Genomic DNA, 18,537 nt, shown 5'->3' with positions numbered 1-18,537 from the left:
GGTGTTATGCAACTTAAATGCTCATTAGCTTAGGAGGCAAACTCCATGAATCAATTCAAAATTCAAAATGACGCTCTCTACGAGACGCTACGCGAAGGGAGAAGACTCGCTCTAAGCGTACTCCTACGGAGAAGCAAGCTACGCGTAGCGTGTCGCAGACAAGCCATGCCGAAGGCGTTGCCTCTCGTTCGCGCAGCGTCTCCGACAGGAGAAGAGAAGGCTTTACGCTGCGCTAACAAAATTCAAAATTCAATTCAGCCACCTACAAGGGGTGGGGTTTCTACCTACCTTGGGAGACAAGGATTCTTTCTCTACGAGACGCTACCGCGAACGCGCCACTTGCGGGTGTTAGCGTAGCGGGACGAAGTACGGTTTTAAACCTTCACTTTTTTCATAAATAAATTTAAAGATTTTAAACAAGTACACCTTGTCTTAAAAAGTTGCTCCCCTTAGGTAAAGCTCATAACTGGCTAATAGCTTTTATAGTCGGTAAAACTCTCCAGTCACCGTGGGAGTTAAACTATAAATATAAGTATTTTGGTGAAATTGGTCAATAAATTTTAGGGTGATTTCAAATAAGCATTTACTATCCTTAATAATTATACGCATAGCTTCTGATAATAATGCATTTTAATCAAACTAACAATTACAAAAGAAATATTTTGGTGGTAGATGATACGCCAGATAATTTACGGCTTTTATCGGCGATGTTGACTGCACAAGGTTTTGAAGTTCGCAAAGCCTTAAACGGTAAAATGGCACTGACTGCCTGTCAAATGGTTTTGCCTGATGTAATTTTGCTGGATATCAACATGCCAGGTATGGATGGCTATGAAGTTTGTCAACAACTGAAAGCTGACGATAAAACTTGTGAAGTTCCAGTAATTTTTATTAGCGCCCTGGATGATGTTGTAGATAAGGTAAAAGCTTTTGATGTTGGTGGTGTAGATTATATTGCCAAACCGTTTCATGGGGCAGAGGTGGTGTTGCGAATTGAAAACCAGATTAATTTACGTTTGCTCCAAGTTAAACTACAAGAAAAAAACTTTTTACTCCAACAGGCTTTAGATAATTTGCAAGCCTCTCAAGTTCAACAAATTCAAAACGAAAAGATGGTGGCTTTGGGACAGTTAGTAGCTGGGCTGGCTCATGAGATTAATAATCCGATCAGTTTCATTTATGGGAATCTCCAATATGCTGGTCAATATGTAGAAGACCTAGTAAATATGATCGAGGTCTATCAACAGGAATATCCCAAACCCACACCAAAAATTCAGGAAATAGCCAAAGATATAGACCTGAATTTTATGATTAAGGATCTACAAAACCTGATAGGTGCAATGTATAGAGGCTCCGATCGGATTCGGGAAATTGTACTGGCGCTACAACACTTCTCTCGGCATGATGAAGCAGAGATGAAGCGGGTAAATATCCATGAAGACATTGAAAATACTTTGGTGATGTTACAACATCGGCTCAGAGAAACAGCCGATCGTTCGGCAATTATTATAGTCAAAGATTATGGTAATTTGCCCCTAGTAACTTGTTATGCGAGTGAACTAAATCAAGTATTTATGCATTTGTTGAATAATGCTATTGATGCAATAGAAGAGGGAGTGGAAAATAAATCTTCTACTCCCTACTCCCTACTTTATACTCCCAAAATTCGGATTCATACAGAGGTGACAGACTTAAATATGGTCAAAATTGCGATCGCAGATAATGGTCTTGGTATTGAAGAATCATTGCGATCGCGTTTATTTGACCCATTTTTTACCACAAAACCTGTGGGTAAAGGTAGTGGGCTAGGATTATCCATTAGCTATCAGATTATCGTCCAAAAACACCGAGGAAATATTACCTGTAACTCATCTGTTGGCAAAGGAGCAGAATTTGCGATCGAAATTCCCATAGAGCAACCTGAGATTTCTTAAAGGGACTGGGGATTGGGGATTGGCGACAAGGGGACAAGGAGAATAACCTATGCCCAATCCCTAATCCCAGTCCCTAATCCCAATCCCCAATCCCTAATCCCCAGTCCCCAGTCCCCGATAAAATCTAATTAATCAACAATTCTGGTGCTACTAATCCTTTTTGGATAGCTAAAACTGCGGCTTGAGTGCGATCGCGTACTTCTAGTTTCTGTAAAATAGCATGAACGTGAACCCTTACTGTACCAGGGGCAATGTAGAGAATTTCAGCAATTTCTTGATTGCTTTTGCCAGCTGCTACTAGTGCCAAAATTTCTTGTTCGCGCTTCGTTAAGGGATTTTCTAAGGATTCCTCAGTTTTTCCTGACTGCATCGCCATTGAATTGCCCTCAAAAGCGGCTCTAATTTCTGTTGTTGCCGTTTGATCCCACCAAGAAGCGCCCGCTGCAACCGATCGCACCGCCAATATCAGAGACTCAGCAGGAATACCTTTTAAACAATAACCTTGGGCCCCAGCGGCAATTAACCGCGAAATCAGGGGCTTTTCAGAACGAGATGTTAAAACGAGAATTGGTAAATTTGGGTGCTTCTGCTTGATTTGGCGACAAGCCTCAATCCCGCCAATTCCTGGTAAACCTATATCCAGTAAGACCAAATCCAGAGGATAGCGATTTGCTAATTCTACAGCTTGTTCCCCATCTTCTGCTTCTGCGACAATCTCCAAACTGGTTTCTTGTTGCAACCGCATCCGCAGACCAAGCCGAAATAATTCATCATCTTCAACGAGTAAGATTTTTGTCATTAGTAATTGGGCATTGGGGATTGGGGATTGGGGATTGGGGATTGGGATTGGGATTGGGATTGGGATTGGGATTGGGATTGGGATTGGGATTAGGGATTGGGATTAGGGATTGGGCATAGGTTATTCTCCTTTTCCCCTTGTCCCCAGTCCCCAGTCCCCAGTCCCCAGTCCCCAATCCCAATCCCCCTCAACTCCCCGGTGGTGGGCAAGCAGGAAGTCGGAAACCAAAAAGTGCGCCACGTGGTGAGCGATTCTCTGCCCAAATTGTACCCCCATGAGCAGCTATAATTTGCCTGGTCAAATAAAGTCCTAGTCCAGAACCGGAGACGTGGCGATCGCTATTTCCTTGATAAAACCTCTCAAATAAGTGGGGTAATTCTTTTTCGGTAATGCCGGAACCAGTATCGAGTATTTTTACCACTTGATCGCTAGAATAACCTTCAAATACTACTTCCACTTTACCGCCACGAGGGGTATGGTTAATGCCATTACTCAGAAGATTGGTGAAGACTCGCCCAAGTTGTAAAGAATCGCCATTTACCCAGAGAAAACTCCGAAAATCTGATTCACCATAGTGCAGAGAAATATAAACCTGACGTGTTCTCGCTAGTTCACTCAGGGTAGCAATGATCTCCTCTGCTACTGTCACCAAGTTAACGGGTGATATTTGTAGTTTCAGCCCTTCGGCATCATTGCGGTAGACATCTAAAAGAGTTTGGACTAATTGCAGTGTACTCCGATGACTACGAGCCATTGTTTGTAAGACTTTTGCTTGCATAGGCGTAATTTCACCAAATTGCTCATTTTGAAAATATTTCAGCGTTTCAATTGCTCCTAATAGGGGTGTTTTCAAATCATGCGTTAGGGTAGAGACAAAATCTTCACGCATAATCGCTAGTTGTTCTTGAGAGCGTAATTGTGCTTGGGTATAAGCGATCGCTTCTTCATTCCGGTGGTTGCGATCGCTTAACCAACCTGTTACTATCAACGCCAGTACTGCAATCAACCTATTTGCCAACGTTGGGAGAGCAATTATTTCTCCTCCTGGGACAAACAAATTCAACAGTGTTAATCCTGTAGCAGCAAGAGTTATACCCAAAACTGCTCCCCGATTCAATCGGGAATCTGCTAACAAAATTGTCCCCGTGTAGAGGTAGCCAAATACGTACTCAGAGGGTGTCAAATATTCCAGCACTATAACGATCGCAAAGGCGATCGCTATTAGACCATAAGTCTCCCCACGCTCATTGATAGCTTCTTTTATAGTCAATAATCGACTTAACATCTATTAATTTTTAATTTTTAATTCCGCCTTACGGTACTAGTTTGATTCAGGCTGCGGGAGTTCCAGAAATTGCCAAATTACCCATATAGCAAAGGTTGGTGCGCCAATTGTCGCTGCTATTAATAATGGCTCTAGTCCATTTAATAAGGTAACGATGGGAAACAAATATAGCACGTCTTCAATATCAAACCCGGCGAAATTTGGTTGATGGTTAGCCTCTTTACCTGAACGCTGTTCCATTTGGTTTCGCAAATGAAAGATGCAGGCAACAGATACGCCAGAGACTATCCCCATCAGCAATGCCCACCAACCAAATCTTCCTTCCCTAAGACCATATCCAATACACACAAACAAAAGAATATGGATGATGGCGTCACTAGCAAGGTCATACTGATGTCCCCATTTGCTGCTTTTTCCACTCAAACGGGCTAATTCACCGTCTGTATGATCTAGAAAGTTAGATAAAGCAAACAGCGCTGCTCCAATGTTAGCCCAGATGACATTGCTAACTGCGTAGGTGTAGCCTGTTGTAGACATCGCGATGGCAGCCGCTAACCCAGTTACAAGTCTGACTGTGGTGAGATGATTAGGGTTTACCCAACTATCTTTTAAAGGTTTAATTAGCCTGTAAGCAAGTTGAGCATCCCAAGGCTTTGTGGTCATAGATAAACTTAGATTTGATCTGGTCTTGAAATATCATAGCGGTTCTCATTTGGATGCAACACACCGTAGGAACGCTTGAAAATTACTGCTCGAAAATGAAAAGGATACAGGGCAACTAAATTTATTTATAGAGATCATTAATTTTTAATTCGGAGCGCAGCGACGCGACTGGTGCTGAAACTACACTTTTCGCCTCTAACGCAGCTGCAACCCGTAAAATTAATGCTTCATTATATGGTGCTGCAATCAATTGCACACCTGAAGGTAAGGCATTTTGGCGCTCAATTGGTACTGATAAAACAGGTAAACCAATGAAAGATAATGGTTGAGTAAATAGCCCTAAATGAGGACGGACAAGAATTTCTTCGCCATCCAAAATCATGGTTTGTTGACCAATTAGTGGTGCTGAAATTGGTGTGGTTGGGGCAAGAATTACATCGACATTTTGAAAAACTTCCCGCACACGATCGCGATACCATTGTCTAAATCGTTGTGCTTGGAGATACCAGCTACTCGGAATTAACGCCCCAGCTAAAAAGCGATCGCGTGTCGCTGGATCAAAATCTTGAGGACGACATTGCAACTGATGCAAATGCAGATTTGCACCCTCGCTTGCTGTAATCACAAAGGCTGCTGCACGGGCGAGGTGCGTTTCTGGTATAGTTACGTATTCAGTGACATTTAAAGCATCAGCTACCTTTTGGACTGCTGCTAAAGCTTCGGGTTCTGCACCTTTAACAAAGTAATCAGCGGCAATGGCAATTCTGATATCAGAGATATCTTGTTTAAGTTGTGGTAAAACCAATTCAGGCGGACGCTTTGTACAAACTGGATCGCGATCGTCTTCTCCCTGAAGCACATCAAACACCGTAGCGATATCTTGCACCGAACGCGCAAAAGGGCCAATGTGGTCAAAACTGCTAGAAAATAAAGCTACCCCAGCACGAGATAACCTTCCGTAAGTCGGCTTAAAACCAAAAACGCCACACAACGCCGCCGGAACCCGAATTGAACCATTAGTATCAGAACCCAATGTCAATGGTACTAACCCAGCCGCAACCGCCGCCGCCGAACCACCCGATGAACCACCAGCAACTCGCTGTAAATCATGGGGGTTGTGAGTAGCACCGTAATGGGAGTTTTCCGTGACAAATCCATAAGCGTACTCATCCATATTCAAGGCGCCAACTAGCACAGCACCCGCTTGTTTCAGCTTCGCTACTGCTGCTGCATCAAGGCTTGCGACTGGATTTTCTGCATTGATTTTCGATCCCGCCAGAGTTGTTAAACCAGCAATATCAAAGAGATTTTTCACCGCAAAAGGTACACCACCAAGTATTCCAGGATGATTACCTTGGGCAATTTCTCTATCAATACGTGCTGCATCCCTGAAAGCTGTCTCAGCAGTCACAGCCGTAAAACAGTTGAGTTGATTATCCCCTGCTGCGATTCGTGCTAACGCCGCCTTAGTAACTTCCACAGCGCTAACTTTGCCTTCACGCACAGCAGCAGCTATTGATACAGCATCATTCATGGTTCAAAAACTGGTACAACTTCAACATCCTCTGGTAAAGGGAAAGAATTTATAAGACTAGCGATCGCTCTAATTCTCTCAAAATTTGCCACCACCCCATCACGATACTGATCTGTGATCTCTAAATCCAACAATAACCCCATTTGATCGACATACTCACCCACATTAAAACTCATACCTTCCATCTCTCCCCCTCTGCGTCCTTGGCGGTAGCCTGCGGCAAGCCGAAACGTCTACGTTATTCTAAACTTATAACTTCTTGCGACAACTGAAATGCGATTAATCTTATACAGTAAACCCGGCTGTCATTTATGTGAAGGCTTGCAAGAAAAGCTAGAACAAATCCAAAATCTCAGTTTCGAGTTGGAAGTTAGAGATATTACAACTCGTGAAGATTGGTTTGCTGCATATCAGTATGAAGTGCCGGTACTTTATTTATCGAACCGCCATCGCGCAGCGTCTCGCAGAGAAGACGCCAAGGACGCGGAGGGGAGTGAGAAATTATTGCCACGTCTTTCTCCTCGTGCTAGTGTGCAACAGTTGGAGCAAATGTTGCGTAAATATTTAGCCAATTAGAAAAAAATAATGCAGAATAAGCGCAAGCTCAAGAATGTGACGAGGTTCACAAAATGAAATTGCGGGAATTACTAACAGCGGTAGACAGTGTTGAGCAATTGCCTAGCCATCCGACTTTAGAGGATGTGGAAGTTAGGGGTTTAAAGACGAATTCCCATGCTTGTCGTGTGGGAGATTTATTTATTGGGATGCCAGGAACGCGGGTTGATGGTGGGGAATTTTGGCAAAGTGCGATCGCATCGGGGGCTGTTGCTGCGATCGTCTCTCCCGAAGCGGCACAAAAAAATCCTCCCACAAATGAGGCTGTAGTTATCAGTGCCAGTAACATAACTCAAGCTTGTGCCCAAATAGCCAGTGCTTTTTACGGTTATCCGGGACGCAAACTTAAGCTGGTAGGCGTGACTGGTACAAATGGTAAAACTACAACTACTCATCTAATCGAATTTCTGCTCATCAAAGCTAATTTAGCGACAGCTTTGATAGGAACTCTCTACACTCGTTGGGCAGGTTTTGAGCAAACTGCTGCCCACACTACACCCTTTGCAGTGGAATTGCAACAGCAGCTAGCAGAGGCCGTAAATGCTGGTAGTGATTTCGGGGTGATGGAAGTAAGTTCTCACGCCTTGGCTCAAGGTAGAGTATTGGGGTGTGAATTTGAAGTAGGGGTGTTTAGTAATCTTACTCAAGACCATCTCGACTATCACAGCGACATGGAAGATTACTTTGCTGCCAAAGCCTTGTTATTTAGTCCGAATTATCTCAAGGGACGGGCAATAATTAATGCTGATGATACTTATGGCAAACGGTTAATTGCTTCGTTAGATTCCCAACGAGTTTGGAGTTACAGCGTCAACGACAATAGCGCCGATTTATGGATGAGTGATTTAAATTACCAGCCCAATGGTGTTAGTGGGACATTACATACACCAAAAGGTGATGTGGCTTTTCGATCGCCCCTAGTCGGACAATATAATTTAGAAAATCTTCTCGCAGCCGTAGGAGCGGTTTTACACTTAGGGCTAGATTTACAGTTAGTGACATCTGTAATACCTGAGTTTCCCGGAGTTCCCGGACGGATGGAACGGATACAAATTAATACCAAGCAAGATATTAGCGTGATTGTGGATTATGCCCACACACCCGATAGCCTAGAAAATTTGCTGAAAGCAGCACGTCCGTTTATACCGGGTAAGGTAATTTGTGTGTTTGGTTGTGGAGGCGATCGCGATCGCACTAAGCGCCCAAAAATGGGTAAAATTGCCGCTGAGTTAGCTGATGTGGCAGTGGTGACATCAGATAATCCCCGAACTGAAGATCCAGAAAGGATTTTGCAAGATATTTTGGCAGGAATAGCTGACACAGTGCAGCCAACTGTAATTTGCGATCGAGCGATCGCAATTCGTACCGCTATTTTACAAGCACAACCCGGTGATGGGGTATTGCTTGCTGGTAAAGGTCACGAAGATTATCAAATTCTCGGCACCGAAAAAATCCATTTTGACGACCGAGAACACGCACGCAATGCTTTACACGAAAGACTGAAAATATAACAATTTGAGCATGGGGCATTGGGCATTGGGCATTAATAATTCTTCTTCCCCTGCTCCCCCTGCCCCCCTGCCCCCTTGTAAGTGGAATTTTTTATAGTTAATGTTTCTTTCCGTGGGGATTTTGTAAAAAATGCACACATAAAGGTGAAAATCGAAGACAGAATTATTTCTTGCTTCATCATTTTTGTGCTTGACTCATGAATGTTTCTCTAGCTAAGGATCTGTCTGTTTATCAACTGGTGATGGGAGTGCAAGCGCCTCCTAAACCATTGTCCCTCAGTCCTGCTACTCTGCTATCACTAGTGAGAGCGCAAATTGATTTACTAATTGAGGAGCAAATTGCAGCTACTTTATGGGTGAAGCTACCACCAGAAAAAATTTGGCAATCAGAATTAGCGCGTTATCAATCTTCGGTAGGTGCGTCTAGTCTCATCTATACTTGCCAGATTCAGGAGAGGGGTAGAGAGGGAGATGGGGGAGATGGGGAAGATGAGGGAGAGGGAAGAGTAAATACCTCCTCATCTCCCTCATCCCCCAATCATGTCCCCGTTCATCTACCACCAGATAGCCAACTGCGACGAGAAAACTTTCTGATGGTGTTATCACCCCAGTTTTGCAGTTTAATTTTGGCTCATCGACCACTGAAAAAAACCAAAAATCGGACATCGGGGAAGGTAAAAACTAATAAAAACCGGCCGTTGCTGATTATAAATACTGTTGAGGGGAGAGTAATTCAGCAAGTATTTGATGGTATCCAACAAGCAATTACGCCAGAATCATCCCCAATTTTACCTGCTAGTTTTATTTGCCCATCTGTCCCCCAAGCCTTACTCATGAATCAATTGTTCGCAAAACAACTCCTGCGGCAAGATGAGATTAATCGTCAAATCATTAAAATACGCACTACTAAATTGCAGTTACAAAATCAAGAACTGCACAACAAAGAGCAACTCAAAGATGAATACCTGAAAAATGTGTGTCAGGAATTGCGTACACCCCTAACGCACATGAAGACAGCACTTTCATTATTGAATTCCCCTAATCTCAAGCCCCCCCAGCGACAACGTTATTTACAGATGTTAAATACCCAGTGCGATCAGCAAAATTCCCTGATTACTGGTTTGTTGGAATTGGTGCAGCTAGAACACAATTTAGAAGGGACTACTTTGGAGTCGGTGCGCCTCTCAGAGATTGTACCTGGAGTAGTCAGTACCTATCAACCTCTAGCCCAAGAAAAAGGGATTATGTTAGCCTACACCGTACCTACTGAACTCCCATCTGTTTGGTGCGTGAGTGGTGGGCTGAGGCAAATTGTGATTAATTTACTGCACAACAGCATCAAGTTTACTTCTCATGGAGGAGAAGTATGGGTGCGTGCCCGTACTCAAGGCAATTATGTCCAATTAGAATTCCGAGATACAGGTATCGGTATTGCCGAAAACGAAATTCCCAAAATCTTTGATCGGTTTTATCGTGTGCGTACAGCAGCAACAGAAGATTATGGTGGTGCTGGGTTGGGATTAACAATCGTACAGCAATTACTGCTGCGCTGTGGCGGATCTATTTCTGTAAAAAGTAAATTATATGAAGGTTCTACCTTTACGGTACAACTGGCAAGTGTTGGCAATATCCCAAAAGCGATCGCTACAGAAAATGAGTTATAACCCAATACAGTTCAGAATGAGCAACAAAACACTTGTAGAGACGGCGATTTATCGCGTCTCGAAAACTTGAGAGTGATGAGTGATGAGTGATGAGTGATGAGTGATGAGTTCTGAGTGCTGAGTTATTATTCTCCCCCCAGTCCCCAATCCCCAATCCCCAGTCCCCAACCATTGGTGAAACAAATCTTTTCACAAAATGCTTGATTCTTCTAGCTGCCTGTGATAACTTACTTTTTACTTCTTTAAAATACTGCAAATTTATCGAAATACCGTAGTTTATGGGTTTCGTTAACCTAGTTTTAGGAATTTGCAGTTAAGAATCAATAGCGAATCTATCTATTACACACTATTACAGACAATACATTGCGAACCAACAAACTAGAAATTAATCTCTAAGCCAGGGCAACCTTATGAGCAAAATACGTGCTGTGATTGTTGATCCCAATGTGCCGGGGCGTTTGGCACTGAGCGAAGTGACTGCACCAAAGCCAGCCCCAGATGAAGCTCTAGTGCGGGTAGCAGCGATTTCCCTGAATCGGGGAGAGGTAAAACGTTCAACCACTGCTGAGGCTGGTTGGCAGCCTGGTTGGGACTTGGCAGGTGTCGTGGAAATCCCCGCCGCCGATGGATCGGGGCCTTCTCAAGGGGCGCGTGTAGTAGGCTTGCGCCGCGCCGGTGCTTGGGCAGAACTCGTATCTGTTCCCAGCAACGCCTTAGCAGAAGTGCCACCATCGGTATCTTTTGCTCAAGCTGCCACACTGCCTGTAGCAGGTTTAACTGCATACCATGCAGTCTTAAAAGGTGGTTCACTTTTGGGTCGGACAGTTCTGGTTACAGGCGCATCCGGAGGCGTAGGTTACTTCGCTATTCAATTGGCGCAACTGTCAGGCGCGCAAGTTGTGGCACATATTCGTCAAGCTGGCTATGAAACTCTAGTTAGAGAAGCAGGAGCGCAATCGGTGGTGATTGGCGAAGACCTTTCACCCGCCAGCGATTACGGCCCCTACGATCTAATTGTAGAGTCAGTAGGTGGCAAGACTTTGGGGGTAGCCCTTGGCTTACTGGCACAGGATGGAAAAACTGTCCTGTATGGAGTATCTGGGGGATCTGAAGTGACATTCAACGCGGCTCAATTTTTTGGGACTGGTAGCGTGAGCCTGTATGGTTTACGTCTGTTCGATGAATTGAGATTTGAATCAGCATCAGTCGGTTTAAAACGGCTTTTAAGTCTAGTAGAAGCAGGTAAGTTACATCCTCACATCAATTTAGAAGCTTCTTGGACAGAAATAGCTGATGTAGCCCAACAACTACTCGATAGACGTTTTCCTGGCAAAGCTGTGTTGCACATTTCAAACTAAGAGCAGATGGCATGAGGGATAGTACTGACTTCTGGTTCAAACTAGATCAGCTTGTAGCCATTAGTAATGTCAAGATAGATCGCCCAAAAGGGACATCACATCCACGTTATCCATCCTTTGTTTATCCGTTGGACTATGGATACTTGGAAAACACTCGCTCTGGAGATGGAGCCGATATTGATGTCTGGATAGGTAGTTTGTCTAGTAAAAAAGTCACCGCCATCATTTGTAGTGTTGACTTGGAAAAACGGGATGCAGAAATCAAAATACTTCTGGGCTGCACTTCTGAGGAAAATCAAGCCATCTTGGACATCCAGAATACAGGCTCTCAATCAGCAATATTATTGGTTCGCAAATAAATTACTTACATTTTTGAGGGTAAGTTTGTATGAGCTTAGAACTAAAACTATCAGGTAAAACAGCGATCGTTACTGGAGGAAGTGCGGGAATTGGATTAGCTACTGCCAAAGCACTTTATAGTGAGGGTGTGAATGTGGCGATCGCAGCCCGCAATCAAGAACGCTTAGATCGGGCTGTAGCTGAAATCCAATCTTTACCCACCCCAGGCGCAAAAGTTATTGCCATCAGCGCCGATTTGACTAAAGTAGAAGATATTGAGAAAGTTGTCTCAACCACATTAGCCCAGTTTAATCAGATTGATATCTTGATTAACAATGCCGGATCAGCCCGTGCTGGGTCTTTTCTAGAATCCACTGATGATTTATTTTTGGATGCTTGGAACTTAAAATTATTGGGCTATATCCGCTTAGTTAGAGCCGTCGTTCCCCATCAAAAAAGTCGCGGTGATGGGCGGATTGTCAATATAGTTGGTGGTGCAGGACGGACACCTCGTCCTAACTTCCTAGCTGGTGGTACAAGCAATGCTGCTTTGCTGAACTTCACAAAGGGCATTTCTAAAGAGCTAGCCGAGTACAAGATTCGCATTAACGCTATCTCCCCTGGTGCTACAGCTACCGAGCGGGCCGAGACTTTAGCGCGGCAAAATGCCCAAGCGCAAGGCATCACCGTCGAGGAAGTGAAGGCACAAAACATCCAAAGTATTCCTTTAAAAAGAATTGCCCAGCCAGAAGAAATTGCCGCGCTGGCGTTATTTTTGGTGTCTGATCTTGCTGCATCAATTACAGGAACAGAGATTATCGTTGATGGCGGATCTACCCCTGGTGTTTAACAGTAGAGACGCGACGAATCAGACGCGATTCATCGCGTCTCTACATTTTATGAAAGGGAGTAGGGAGTGGGGAAACTAAGCCGCCCACAAGGGGGAGCCACTGCAGTGGACGGGTTTCCCGGCAGAAAGCAAGTGGCATCGGGGTTTCAACCTACCTTGGGATACAAGGATTTTTTCTCGTGCGAACGCTACGCGCTGCGCCACTTGCAGGCGTTAGCGCAGCGCGTAGCGGGACGTTCGCGGTAGCGTCTCTAAGAGTTGTACGGCTTTAAACCTCAATTTCGGGGCTAATTTCTTCCCCTACTCCCTACTCCCTACTCCCTACTCCCGCCCCGAAGGGGTAGTAAAAACATAAACTTCTTGGAGATAAAAACATGGGTTCTCAATACTTTGATATCAAACCAGTTGCAGGACGTATCGGTGCTGAAATTATTGGTGTTAATCTGAGTTCTAACCTCAGCGATGACATCATCAGTGATATTCGCAAGACTCTAGTCAAATACAAAGTGATCTTTTTCCGTGGCCAGCAACAACTCGATGCTGATGGACAGGTTGCTTTCGCTCGTCGTTTTGGTGAAGTCACTACAGCCCACCCAACTGTACCATCGCTGCCAGAAAATCCAGAAGTCTTAGACCTGAATTATGGGCGCACCACTTCCCGCGCCAATAGCTGGCATACTGATGTAACATTTGTAGACCGTCCTCCTCTCGGCTCTATCTTACGAGCGCTTGACATTCCCCCATCTGGTGGCGATACAATCTGGGCAAACTCCGTGACTGCATACCAAGATTTACCTATCCATTTGCGTAATCTTGCAGACCAACTTTGGGCAGTACATAGCAACAAATACGACTATGCAACTGGATTCGACCTACCAGAAGATGTCAAGGCTTACCGGGCTGTCTTCACCTCCACTGTATACGAGACTCTGCACCCAGTTGTACGCATCCATCCCGAATCTGGAGAGCGGGGGCTATTCATCGGCGGATTTGTGCGCCAGTTCCGTGGCTTATCAACAACTGAATCCGATGATATTCTGCGGCTGTTGCAAGCATATATTACACGTCCTGAAAACACAGTCCGGTGGCGTTGGCAAGTTGGTGACGTAGCCTTTTGGGACAATCGGGCTACTCAACATTATGCGATCGCAGATTACGGCGATCAGCCCCGCCACGTTCAACGAGTGACAATTGTCGGCGACCTCCCAGTGGGCATTGATGGTAAACAAAGTGAGGCGATCAAAGGAGACGCTTCTGAGTACAATCGGCGTGAGGCGGTAACTGCGTAATAGGGACTCGCGTAAAAATCAAATACCAGCTAGACAATCTCTATGAAAGGGAGTAGGGAGTAGGGAATGGGGAAACAAATCAGGCTTAACATCGGGCGGGGTTTCAACCTACCTTGGGATACAAGGATTTTTTCTCGTGCGAACGCTACCGCGAACGCGCCACTTGCAGGCGTTAGCGCGTAGCAGGACGTTCGCGGTAGCGTCTCTAAGAGTTGTACGGCTTCAAACCTCAATTTCGGGGCTAATTTTTTCCCCTACTCCCTACTCCCTACTCCCGCCCCGAAGGGGCTGTATCTTAACTTAGTGCCATTCGCAACAAGACCAGAGTCTTAATAACTAACATTTTCTTGTTCCAAACAAGAGAACAAAAAAGTATAAGTACGCCCTCGCAAATACAAACATGAGTACAAAAAAACAACTTAAACTCGGAGCATTTTTACCCGGTAGTGGTCATCACGTCGCAGCATGGCGACATCCCAACACCCCGGCTGATGGAGGTTTAAACTTCCAACATTACAAGCAGCTGGCACAAACTGCTGAACGGGGTAAATTTGATATGCTTTTCCTCGCATAAGGGTATCAAGGAGAAATTTGAGCGACTGCACCGTGTTCAGGTCTATCAGTTCCCCATTTGTGTTTAGTTTTTTACCAATAAAGGGGATAGTTACGGAACTGAGGGGCGATCGCATCAAGCCTTACGTCTTTCTTGCCAATCGACATAGAAAAAGAGAATTGCTTGCATCATATAGCCAATAGCCCAAGGCGCACCAGTTCCCCAGCCGAAATTAACAACTGTATCTGCAACAGTCCAACGATAACTGTGCATCAACCCAACCCAAGAAATGACAGCAGCGATCGCAGACCAATAGGCAGCTTGGCGAAACTTGCGCTCAATAATGTAAACTGTAATACCAGCTAAAATCATGGCGGAAAAAATAAACCCTTGCTCTAGAGCAAAAGCCCCATCAATATACGTATCACTCAACTTAAACTGCTCAATCAAGCTTGGTGTGAAAGGTTTTTCCGGCGTGCCCAAGCCTGCTGCCCGAAGTGCATTTTTCGTAATTAGCGCACCCCAACCAGCAATACCCGGCAATAGACCAACAACCACAGCAGGTGCATGGTGCGACGGGGTAGCTGTAAAGCTTTGAGCGACAATCACAATCCCAATCCACAACACAATTGCCATTCCAGCTTCAATCGGCACAAAGTAAGCCAGCATTGCCACTGTTCCACTTAGGCAAAGCAAGCTCATAATTATACCATTGAGTATAGAGTAACCAACTCTCGCTCCCATCGCTTTCCAGCCAGGATGACCAATATAAATAGTAGTCGGGAAACAGGAACCACAAATAGCAGCAACCAATGTACCAATACCATTTACCCTCAGACAAGGAGCCACAGGATAAGTATCACCCGCAGCTGAGGCACTTTCTAAATTCTGGAGACTGCCAACAAGATTAAATAATCCCATTGGTAGAATGATACTGAAATATTCAACCAAGACCGAACGACTGCTCCACAATTTTCCTAGCCACAAAGAAGGGAGATAAAGCCTAATTGGTTCCAGGGTAGCGATCAACTTGGCATGATCCCAACTGGCTAAACCTGTTACCCAAGCAAGGGCAATTCCCAACATCACTGCCAACAAGCCGCCAGGTATGGCAAATCGCACTCGCCCAAAATAAGTCAGCAGAATTACACCAAGAGGCACCAAGCCGACTACGGGATTGGCGTATGTACGAAATAGAAAACCAATGGCGATAAAAGTGATTGCAATACCGCCCAAAGTGGAAAGCAATGCTGCACGGGGAGCGAGGCGACGGAGTGGCTCTCCCAACCATGCCCCGACAAATTCTATCAAACCAGAACCAAAGCAAGCCACCAACCCTGCTTGCCAAGCTAATTCAGCAGCTTGTTCCACAGATGCACCACTAGAAATTGCCGCCAATTTTACAGGCAGCATCACCAGAAAAATATAGGCAAAAAGGCTGATGGTGTTAATCCCATAAGGCAAAGCAGTAATATCGTCTCTCTGCTCACGTTTTCCTTGCAATGCGGCTAGCCTTGCGTAATAGAAATTACCAACAACTAAACTGATTGCAACTCCTGGCAAAATCCGCCCATAAACTAACGACTCAGGAAAGCCTAGCACTCCTTGGCACAAATTCACAATCAATAAAATTTGAATAAAATTATCAAGCGCCAGCCCAAATAAACCATCAATATCTCTGCGAACGAACCAACGCGGTACTCTGGTTGTAGCGATTTCCATTGTTTTACTTTTGCGTTGCCAATTGTTTGGCAATGGTCTTGCCGCTATTAGAATACCAGCAATCGTATTACAGGTGATAAGCAAATGACACCTATTGCCGTTGTCAGGTGTAGGTAGTTGACCAAGCCCCTTCGGGGCGGGAACAGGGAAGAGGGAACAGGGAACAGTGCAAGAATTAGCCCCGAAGATTTAGGGTACAAGCCCCTAAATTTATTTATGAAAGAAATAAAAACATTTTTTAAGGGGACGCGTAGCGCAAGAAAAAATACGTCCTTGTACAAATCCCCTAATTTTAATTATGGGGATTTCCCTGTTCCCTGTTGCCCGTTCCCTGTTCCCTTTTAATGCGTTGCGGTTAAAATTGTGGCTTCTTATATTGTGACAACAGAGCTAGCAACATGAATGAAGCTATTGTGGAGAACTGGCATCATTTTAACTGCGATCGCTGGAGCTACCATCATCGCTATCTTGATTTTCCAAAAAACTAACCAGCCATCCATCGCGCTTACCGAAGAATTGCTTAAAAGTGGCTTGGCTAAAACTAGCGTAACAACAATCGATCATGATGATAAAAAGATATGTGAGAAATTGAGAAAGGGTGATTTTAATGGTTCTTCAGTACGTATTATGCTGAACTTTTAATTAAAGTCCGTCACTTGCCTTGAAAATCAAGTCTTACAGGGAGTTATAGCTTCAATTTCAAAAATCTTACCTCAAGCGCTAAGAGTGACGGCTGTTATTATTGCCCAGCAAGGGTTTTAAGGTAATTTACAGACGTATTTAGCATAACAAGTACTGAAGAGCCATTTTAATTATGTAACGCATCTACTCAAAGTCGCAGATATTGTCTTTTATTATAATATTGTTTTATTTAATGTCTTAACTCTTAATCTAAATAAATTCTGGCACAAATGAGCGAAATCCTTCTTGTAGTAGATATGCAAAACGGTTTTATGCCTGAGAAATGCAGACATATTATTCCTACTGTCATTAAACTAATTGAGCGTTTTTTAGCGACTGGTAAACTCGTTAAATTCACAAGATTTATCAATACTGCTGACAGTAATTATGTCAAACTAATTCATTGGTCAAGGTTGATATATGAACCAGAGACGAGCATTATTGATGAACTTCAGCCATATATAAATAATATCTTTGATAAACCTTATTACTCTGCATTTACGGAAAATTTTTCGAGTTTTATTTTTCTTAATCAAATCAGTAAAATATATCTTTGTGGAGTTGCAACCGATAGCTGCATTTTAAAAACAGCAATTGACTCTTTTGAGCGTGGTATTGAACCAGTAATTATCGAAGATGCTTGTTTTAGTCACGGTGGTCAGCAAGCACATGATGCGGGTATTTTTTTGCTGAAACGTAATATAGGAAAAAACCAAATTAAGATGACTGATGAGATTCTTGAGAAGATGTCATAACCCGCATTTCTCACAAGCTTGAAATGCAGAGGTGCAAGGGAGCAGGGGAGCAAGGGAGCAGGGGAGCAGAGGAGAGTTCAATGTGCCAAGTTCAATCCCCTCTGCCCCTCTGCACAAGGTTTTGAGAGATGTGGTGAGAAATGCGGGATAAGCTGTTCCACATCTAATTTACATTTTGAAGGTGGATGTCTCTAAGTTCTATGTTGTGTTTGTTCTTACTCCCAATCCTCAATCACCAGTCCACTGACGCGACCAAATTCTCTGGTGTTGTGGGTGACTAATATTAAGTTATGTGTCAAAGCAATCGCAGCTATTTGGAAATCATTAGGGCCTATTGGAGTACCTTTTGCGAATAATTCTGCACGAATTCTACCGTAAGTGAGGGCAGTAACATCATCGAAGGGTAGTGAAACAAACAAATTGAGAAACTGGTGTTGTCGAGCTAAAGTAATTTGGGGATTATTGCTTTTCATCGTACCATAAAACAACTCTGCCTTTACCAGTGAACAGACAGCAATCTCTTCTACATTTGTTGACTGTAAGCGTTCTTGAATTGCCAGTGACCTACCATTGAGATAACGAGCGCAAACATTGGTATCTAATAAATACCTCACACAATAGACATCTCCAGAAATTAAATATGCGTTATCCAGAATCCTTGTAGAGACGTAGCAGTGCTACGTCTCTACATTCATTTTCACCAGATGTCTAATTTCTTCCCTTGTCTCAAAATCACCTTCAGAATCAATAACAATTGGATCGTCTTGACAACTGCCGTAAGTTTGTTCAAAAAATCCTGCTGGCCATCCCAATTCTTCTGGTGTTTTTGGGGGTGCTGATGGTTCTAGCTGTTGATAGGTTACTGTCACTTCTATTTCTTTGTCCCTTATCCCCAGTGGAATTTCTAAATGTAATATCCCATCACACCCTACGTGAGAACGCAATTTGATGCTTTGCATTACTGTTTTCTCCTACTTGCCGATTC

Annotated in this window: 20 protein-coding genes and 1 pseudogene; 13 read left to right on the top strand and 8 right to left on the bottom strand. The window is 44.0% G+C overall.

The window, feature by feature from the left end:
* Positions 1-45: 45 nt before the first annotated feature.
* Both V7K67_RS27755 and V7K67_RS27750 read left to right on the top strand, forming a co-directional pair.
* On the top strand, positions 46-357 hold the full coding sequence (locus tag V7K67_RS27755) for a hypothetical protein (protein WP_335169300.1): 312 nt from the start codon (positions 46-48) through the stop codon (positions 355-357).
* A gap of 266 nt (positions 358-623) precedes the next feature.
* The gene (locus V7K67_RS27750; RefSeq protein ID WP_334730790.1) at positions 624-1,934 is read left to right on the top strand and encodes a hybrid sensor histidine kinase/response regulator; all 1,311 of its coding nucleotides are present in this window, start codon (positions 624-626) and stop codon (positions 1,932-1,934) included.
* A 124-nt stretch (positions 1,935-2,058) separates the two neighbouring features.
* Here the strand turns inward: V7K67_RS27750 and V7K67_RS27745 are convergent, their stop codons facing one another.
* Positions 2,059-2,733, bottom strand: coding sequence for a response regulator transcription factor (locus V7K67_RS27745; protein WP_334730791.1), 675 nt, complete (start codon positions 2,731-2,733; stop codon positions 2,059-2,061).
* On the opposite strand from V7K67_RS27745, the gene V7K67_RS27740 reads away from it, so the two are divergent.
* Positions 2,727-2,852 carry a hypothetical protein gene (locus V7K67_RS27740; protein ID WP_334730792.1) on the top strand — a complete coding sequence of 42 codons (126 nt, stop codon included), beginning with the start codon at positions 2,727-2,729 and terminating at the stop codon, positions 2,850-2,852. The genes V7K67_RS27745 and V7K67_RS27740 overlap by 7 nt on opposite strands.
* Positions 2,853-2,920: 68 nt before the next feature.
* Here the strand turns inward: V7K67_RS27740 and V7K67_RS27735 are convergent, their stop codons facing one another.
* From V7K67_RS27735 to V7K67_RS27720, 4 genes are all read right to left on the bottom strand, one after another.
* Positions 2,921-4,018: a sensor histidine kinase gene (locus V7K67_RS27735; protein ID WP_334707288.1), complete on the bottom strand. Its 1,098-nt coding sequence runs from the start codon at positions 4,016-4,018 to the stop codon at positions 2,921-2,923.
* Positions 4,019-4,054: 36 nt separating this feature from the next.
* Complete coding sequence (locus tag V7K67_RS27730) at positions 4,055-4,681, bottom strand: CDP-alcohol phosphatidyltransferase family protein (RefSeq protein WP_334730793.1); 627 nt, start codon at positions 4,679-4,681, stop codon at positions 4,055-4,057.
* Positions 4,682-4,802: 121 nt separating this feature from the next.
* A complete protein-coding gene (locus V7K67_RS27725; RefSeq protein ID WP_334730794.1) occupies positions 4,803-6,215 on the bottom strand; it encodes an AtzE family amidohydrolase in 1,413 nt (470 codons plus the stop codon).
* Positions 6,212-6,400: a DUF4089 domain-containing protein gene (locus V7K67_RS27720; RefSeq protein WP_334730795.1), complete on the bottom strand. Its 189-nt coding sequence runs from the start codon at positions 6,398-6,400 to the stop codon at positions 6,212-6,214. The genes V7K67_RS27725 and V7K67_RS27720 overlap by 4 nt, the downstream gene beginning before the upstream one ends.
* Before the next feature lie 88 nt (positions 6,401-6,488).
* Between V7K67_RS27720 and V7K67_RS27715 the strand changes: the two genes are divergently transcribed.
* The 8 genes and pseudogenes from V7K67_RS27715 to V7K67_RS27680 all read left to right on the top strand — a co-directional run.
* Complete coding sequence (locus V7K67_RS27715; protein ID WP_334730796.1) at positions 6,489-6,791, top strand: glutaredoxin family protein; 303 nt, start codon at positions 6,489-6,491, stop codon at positions 6,789-6,791.
* 53 nt (positions 6,792-6,844) lie between these two features.
* Positions 6,845-8,341, top strand: coding sequence for a UDP-N-acetylmuramoyl-L-alanyl-D-glutamate--2,6-diaminopimelate ligase (locus V7K67_RS27710; RefSeq protein ID WP_335169296.1), 1,497 nt, complete (start codon positions 6,845-6,847; stop codon positions 8,339-8,341).
* Between the two features lie 197 nt (positions 8,342-8,538).
* The gene (locus V7K67_RS27705; protein WP_334730798.1) at positions 8,539-10,005 is read left to right on the top strand and encodes a DICT sensory domain-containing protein; all 1,467 of its coding nucleotides are present in this window, start codon (positions 8,539-8,541) and stop codon (positions 10,003-10,005) included.
* A gap of 410 nt (positions 10,006-10,415) precedes the next feature.
* Positions 10,416-11,363: a zinc-binding dehydrogenase gene (locus V7K67_RS27700; protein WP_334730799.1), complete on the top strand. Its 948-nt coding sequence runs from the start codon at positions 10,416-10,418 to the stop codon at positions 11,361-11,363.
* An 11-nt stretch (positions 11,364-11,374) separates the two neighbouring features.
* On the top strand, positions 11,375-11,722 hold the full coding sequence (locus V7K67_RS27695) for a hypothetical protein (protein WP_334730800.1): 348 nt from the start codon (positions 11,375-11,377) through the stop codon (positions 11,720-11,722).
* Positions 11,723-11,751: 29 nt separating this feature from the next.
* Positions 11,752-12,552 (top strand): SDR family oxidoreductase, encoded by an 801-nt coding sequence (locus tag V7K67_RS27690; protein WP_334730801.1) that lies wholly within the window; start codon positions 11,752-11,754, stop codon positions 12,550-12,552.
* Between the two features lie 374 nt (positions 12,553-12,926).
* Positions 12,927-13,841, top strand: a complete 915-nt coding sequence (locus V7K67_RS27685) for a TauD/TfdA dioxygenase family protein (RefSeq protein WP_334730802.1) — start codon at positions 12,927-12,929, stop codon at positions 13,839-13,841.
* Between the two features lie 400 nt (positions 13,842-14,241).
* A pseudogene (locus V7K67_RS27680) lies at positions 14,242-14,412 on the top strand (nitrilotriacetate monooxygenase); the annotation flags it as partial.
* A gap of 117 nt (positions 14,413-14,529) precedes the next feature.
* Here the strand turns inward: V7K67_RS27680 and V7K67_RS27675 are convergent.
* Complete coding sequence (locus tag V7K67_RS27675) at positions 14,530-16,116, bottom strand: NCS2 family permease (RefSeq protein WP_335169293.1); 1,587 nt, start codon at positions 16,114-16,116, stop codon at positions 14,530-14,532.
* A 402-nt stretch (positions 16,117-16,518) separates the two neighbouring features.
* On the opposite strand from V7K67_RS27675, the gene V7K67_RS27670 reads away from it, so the two are divergent.
* Entirely contained in the window at positions 16,519-16,758 is a 240-nt protein-coding gene (locus V7K67_RS27670) for a hypothetical protein (RefSeq protein ID WP_335169291.1), read from the top strand.
* Between the two features lie 269 nt (positions 16,759-17,027).
* Positions 17,028-17,552 (top strand): isochorismatase family cysteine hydrolase, encoded by a 525-nt coding sequence (locus V7K67_RS27665; RefSeq protein WP_334730804.1) that lies wholly within the window; start codon positions 17,028-17,030, stop codon positions 17,550-17,552.
* Between the two features lie 215 nt (positions 17,553-17,767).
* Here V7K67_RS27665 and vapC read toward each other — a convergent pair whose 3' ends face one another.
* Positions 17,768-18,166 carry a type II toxin-antitoxin system tRNA(fMet)-specific endonuclease VapC gene (vapC, locus tag V7K67_RS27660; RefSeq protein ID WP_335169289.1) on the bottom strand — a complete coding sequence of 133 codons (399 nt, stop codon included), beginning with the start codon at positions 18,164-18,166 and terminating at the stop codon, positions 17,768-17,770.
* A 63-nt stretch (positions 18,167-18,229) separates the two neighbouring features.
* Positions 18,230-18,511, bottom strand: a complete 282-nt coding sequence (locus V7K67_RS27655; RefSeq protein ID WP_334730806.1) for a hypothetical protein — start codon at positions 18,509-18,511, stop codon at positions 18,230-18,232.
* Positions 18,512-18,537 lie beyond the last annotated feature (26 nt).

The sequence above is a fragment of the Nostoc sp. genome, assembly GCF_036917155.1.
Classification (GTDB): Bacteria; Cyanobacteriota; Cyanobacteriia; order Cyanobacteriales; family Nostocaceae; genus Nostoc.
The sequence above is the reverse complement of the archived record's forward strand: the minus strand, read 5'-3'. Positions and strand labels throughout refer to the sequence as shown.